This window comes from Kitasatospora sp. MBT63, assembly GCF_000710465.2.
Classification (GTDB): Bacteria; Actinomycetota; Actinomycetes; order Streptomycetales; family Streptomycetaceae; genus Kitasatospora.
On sequence record NZ_JAIZ01000583.1, the window covers coordinates 57,200 to 60,451 of the forward strand.

Annotated in this window: 3 protein-coding genes; all 3 read left to right on the forward strand. The window is 74.2% G+C overall.

Annotation, left to right across the window (positions count from 1 at the left end; translation table 11 throughout):
* Positions 1-27: 27 nt before the first annotated feature.
* Complete coding sequence (locus tag AA75_RS30975; RefSeq protein ID WP_082526959.1) at positions 28-849, forward strand: SCO family protein; 822 nt, start codon at positions 28-30, stop codon at positions 847-849.
* A complete protein-coding gene (locus AA75_RS48185; protein WP_149038475.1) occupies positions 846-1,445 on the forward strand; it encodes a copper chaperone PCu(A)C in 600 nt (199 codons plus the stop codon). The genes AA75_RS30975 and AA75_RS48185 overlap by 4 nt, the downstream gene beginning before the upstream one ends.
* Positions 1,446-1,598: 153 nt before the next feature.
* The coding region (locus AA75_RS52595) for a copper resistance CopC/CopD family protein (RefSeq protein WP_233289268.1) at positions 1,599-3,252 on the forward strand (1,654 nt) is incomplete at its 3' end.

Below are 3,252 nucleotides of genomic sequence, written 5' to 3' on the forward strand. Positions count from 1 at the left end.
ACCCCCGCGCACGATCGGATCTCTCCCATGGCACGTACGACGTCCAACGCGAACTCCCGTCCGCTGTCGAGCCCGACGGCGGCCGCCCGCTCGACGGCCGGCCCGGTGACCGGCGGCACGGTGGCCGGCGGCTCGGTGGCCGGCCGCACGGTGGCCGGCCCGGTGGCGCGGCCCCGGCAGGCGGTGCGGCCCCGGCTGGTGGGTGTCGCCGCCCTCGCGCTGGCGGGCGCGCTCGCGCTCTCCGGCTGCGGTTCCTCCGCGTCGGGGAACGCCGGCGGCGACGGCACCGTGAAGATCAACAAGGAGAGCAGCAACTCCCCCTACCAGGGAAGCGTGCTGAAGCGGAACTTCGACAAGCCCGATCTCACCCTCGGCGACACCTCCGGCCAGCCCTTCGACCTGCGCACCCGGACCGCCGGCCGGGCCACCCTGCTCTTCTTCGGCTACACCAGCTGCCCCGACGTCTGCCCGACCACCATGGGCGACATCGGCGTGGCGATGTCGAAGCTCTCCGCCGAGGACCGTAAGAAGATCAACGTGGTCTTCGTCTCCACCGACCCCGCCCGGGACACCCCGCAGGTGCTGCGCACCTGGCTGGACTCGATGGGCAAGGACTTCATCGGCCTGACCGGCGACCTGGAGAAGGTCAAGGCCGCCGCCAAGTCGCTCGGGGTGCTGGTCGAGGACCCGATCGTCAACGCGGACGGTTCGGTCACCTCCTCGCACGGCGCCCAGGTCCTGGCCTTCCTCCCCGGCGACGACAAGGCCCACCTGCTCTACATGAGCAACACGCCGCTCGACACGTACGCGCACGACCTCGCGCTGCTGGCCAAGGGAGTCGCCGCGTGAGTACCGCCTTCCGCCGCAACGCCCTCCTCGGCGCGGGTCTCGCGACCGCGCTGACGGCCGGGGCGATACTCGTCGCCTGCGGCTCCGGGGACGCGGGCGGCGCCGGGGGCTCCGGTGCTGGTGGGGCTGTTGCGGCTGCCGGCGCGGCGGGGAGTGCGGCAGCAGCGGGGGCCGCTTCGGGGACCGGGGCGGGGTCCGGGACGGGGGTCGGAGCAGGGGCCGGGGCGTCCAAGCTGGTGGTGTCCGACCCGTACATCCCACTGCCCGCGTTGTCGGGCGGGATGGGCGCCGGGTACCTGACGATCCGCAACGAGGGCGAGGGCACGGACCAGCTGGTCCGGGTGTCCAGTCCCGCCGCGTCCTCCGTCACCATGCACCGCTCCTCCGACACCACCATGGAGGAGGTCGGCAGCCTCCCGGTCCCGGCCCATGGCTCCCTGGAACTCGCCCGCGGCGGGAACCACCTGATGATCATGGGTTGGCAGCGGCCGCCCGCGGTCGGCGACGAGCTCGAACTGGACCTCACCTTCGCCAAGAGCGGCACAATCTCCGTCAAGGTGCCGGTCAAGCCGCTGACCTACCGCCCTGGGAACTGACGGATGCTGCCGATACTGCTGTGGCCCGCGGGAACGCGTACGGCTGCCGGAACGAGGACGGTGATGGGTGTGGCTGTGGGACTGGGTCTGGGACCGGGCGCAGGACCGGACGCGGGGGTGGGCGCGGGGGTGGGCGCGCGGGTGCGTACGGTGGTGCGTACGAGGACGGCCGGGCGGGTCCCCGTGCGGGGGCGCCGGTCCGCGTTGCGGGCGCTGGTGGCCGTACTCGGCGCGCTCGTGGTGCTGCTGGTCGGCGGGGCGGGGACGGCGTCGGCGCACGCCACGCTGGTGTCCACCAACCCCACGCAGAACTCCGTCGTACCGACCGCTCCCGCCGACGTCACCCTGACGTTCAGCGAAGGTGTCTCGCTCTCCCCCGACTCGGTCCGGGTCCTCGACCCGTCCGGGCAGGCCGTCGACGCCGGTGACCCCGCGCACGTGGACGGCAAGGCCGACACCGCCCGGGTCGGCCTCAAGTCCGGCCTGGCCAACGGCACCTACACCGTCGCCTGGCGAGCGGTCTCGGAGGACTCGCACCCGGTCGGCGGCGCCTTCACGTTCTCGATCGGCGCTCCCTCGGACACCTCGGTGTCCGCCTCCGCCGTCCAGGGCGCCAAGGCCGACAGCCTGGTCGCCGCCGCCTACGGCACTGCCCGGACCGTCGCCTACGCGGCCTTCGCGCTGCTGGCCGGCACCGCCGCGTTCGTGCTGCTGTGCTGGCCGCGCGGTGCGGCCGTACGGCAGGTGCAGCGGCTGCTGATGACCGGGTGGATCGCGCTGCTGGTCGCCACCGTCGCCGTACTGCTGCTGCGCGGCCCGTACGAGCGCGGGACCGGGCTCTCCCAGGCGTTGGACCTCTCGTTGGTGCGCAGCACCCTGGACGAGCGGATCGGCACCGCACTGGCCGCCCGGCTGCTGCTGCTGGCGGCGGGCGGGGTGTTCCTGTCGCTGCTGGTCGGGCAGTTGGGGCAGCCGGCCGGGGCAGCCGGATCGGCGACGTCGGAAGGCGCGGAAGGCGCAGGCGGCGCAGGCAGTACGGGCGGCGCAGGCAGTACGGGCGGCCGTGGCGGGTCTGGTGGCCGTTCGGGGGGCGAGAACCGCCCGGCAGGCGAGCCGGATGCCGATGCGGAGGAAGCCGAGCTGCAACGGTTGGAGCGGCTGGCGGCGGCGCGGCCCGAGCGTGATGCCCGGCTCGGACTCGGGATCGCCGGACTGGTCCTGGCCGTCGCACTGTCGGCCACCTGGGTCGGCGCGGACCACTCCTCGGTCGGCATCCAGGTCTGGCTCGCGCTGCCCATGGCCGCCGTGCACCTGCTCGCGATGGCCTGCTGGCTCGGCGGCCTGGCCACCCTGCTGGTCGGTCTGCGGCAGGGCATCGGCCTGGCCGCTGTCGAGATGTTCTCCAAGGTGGCATTCGTCTGCGTCACAGTCCTCGCGCTCACCGGCGTCTACCAGTCGTGGCGCGGGCTCGGCAGTTGGTCCGCGCTGGTCGACACCGAGTACGGGCGGCTGCTGCTGATCAAGGTCGGCTGTGTCGCCGCGATGGTGGGGGTGGCCTGGATCTCCCGCTCGTGGATCGCCCGGCTCCGGGCGACACCGGAGGCCGCGACCGAGTCCGGCGCGGTGGACGGCCTGGCGGAGGGCGCTGCGGCTGGCGCTTCGGAGGACGCTTCGGAGGTGGCGGCCGAAGCCGGGGCCGGGGCCGGGGCTGGAGCGGCGGCATCCGCGTCCGGGGCTGGGGGCAGGGCCGTGGCCGGGGCCGGCACGGCAGGCGGCGCAGGCGGCGCAGGCGGCGCAGGCGGCGCAG